Raw genomic sequence first — 1419 nt, 5'->3', positions numbered from 1 at the left:
TCCCCTATCTTACTCTCCCAGGAAAATAGGATGTATAAATAGCGTCGTCGAAAAGAAGGTCCTGTCCTCATCCGTCTCAAACAGCGGCTCCGGAGAGCCGTTCTGCCTCAGTGCGTTCCGTATCTTGCGGAAGCCCGTGTTCCTCCCCTCTGTCAGGTGCATCTCCTTTAAGAATTCACCTATCCTCCGGTTGCGGTACCTCCGGCTGTATACCCTGTATTCCCTCAGCCCCTCCCGGCTTATGGAACGGTCCGCACCGGGATGACTCACCACAATGATTCGGTCCGGCTCAATCCTAACCTCCACCGGCTCCCTCTCGTCATAACCCTTATGGTACACCGCGTTGGATATTGCCTCCTCTACCGCTGCAAAGGGGTAGTTGAAAAACCTCCTTGCCTCCGCCACGTCGTCCTCCTTCACCACCTGCTCCTGCAGCACGCTGTTCTTGATGTACAGCAGCGCTTCCCTCAGCTGCTGATGCAGCGGCCCTTTGAATGTCTTCTCCAATATGCGGCTTCCTGTGTCGTCGGGGAACTCCACAACGTCTATCTGTGCATACGGGAAGAATCTGTCCGGCTCAAGGCAGAAGAACATCAGGCCTACATTCTTTGGCTTGGTGTACTCGGGGAGGGTGCTTACTATATTCATGCTCTTGCACAGGTCAACAAAGTCCATGCTCTCGGCTTCCTTGTACAGGGCGCTGCCAATCTCCCTGAGGTAGCTCTGTATCAGAGAGATGTTAAGGTCCGCCAGCTCCGCGCTGTGGTTCACCCGGTCGTCAAAGGGGATGTTGTTGGCGAGATTGTAAAGCTCACGCTTCTCCTCCTCTGTGGGGACCACCGTGCTTGACATCTTGCGGATATATGTCACCCGCTCCCTGTTCCCCTTTGCCATTGTCTTTGGCGAGGAGTACGGCCTGGCGTTCCCTCCGGGCGCCCATATAACGATAAACTTCTTCCCCTCGTAGTCGGCAACTTCAACTATGGGCATGTACTCCGGCTGGATAAGCTTGCATGCATGGAGCAGTTCCTTCTGGCAGCGGTCTATCCTCTCAGGGGGGACGCCCAGCAGCGGGCGCTCCGGGCGCCCTTCCCGCTCCCGGACCCCTATGATGATATATCCCCCTCCCCAGTTGTCTATATCATTGGCGAAGGCGCAGATGGTCTTCAGCGACGCTTCAGGGTCCCAGGTCTCCTTAAATTCCAGCCGCGCCCACTCCACCACATTCCCGGAGAGCAGGGTCTTTATATTAGTAGGTACTGCCATCGCAGCGCCCCCCTTTCTCATTGTCCGCACATCTATTATATCCTCACGGCCCGGTTAAATCAAGAAGATTATGGGTTTTGACGTGTTCAGGCCGTGCAGTCCCCCGGTATTACAGTATATAAATAACTTCCACTCGGCGGCAAAAGAGAGCCG

At 55.2% G+C, this 1419-nt stretch carries 1 protein-coding gene; it reads right to left on the bottom strand.

The features are described from left to right. Window positions 1-9 precede the first annotated feature (9 nt). Window positions 10-1266 (bottom strand): RNA-binding domain-containing protein, encoded by a 1257-nt coding sequence (locus D5270_RS16425; RefSeq protein ID WP_166545090.1) that lies wholly within the window; start codon window positions 1264-1266, stop codon window positions 10-12. Window positions 1267-1419: the final 153 nt, after the last annotated feature.

Origin of the sequence: Acutalibacter sp. 1XD8-36, from assembly GCF_009917525.1 — a bacterium.
Taxonomy (GTDB): domain Bacteria; phylum Bacillota; class Clostridia; order Oscillospirales; family Acutalibacteraceae; genus Acutalibacter.
This window is presented reverse-complemented; position numbering and strand designations above follow the sequence as displayed.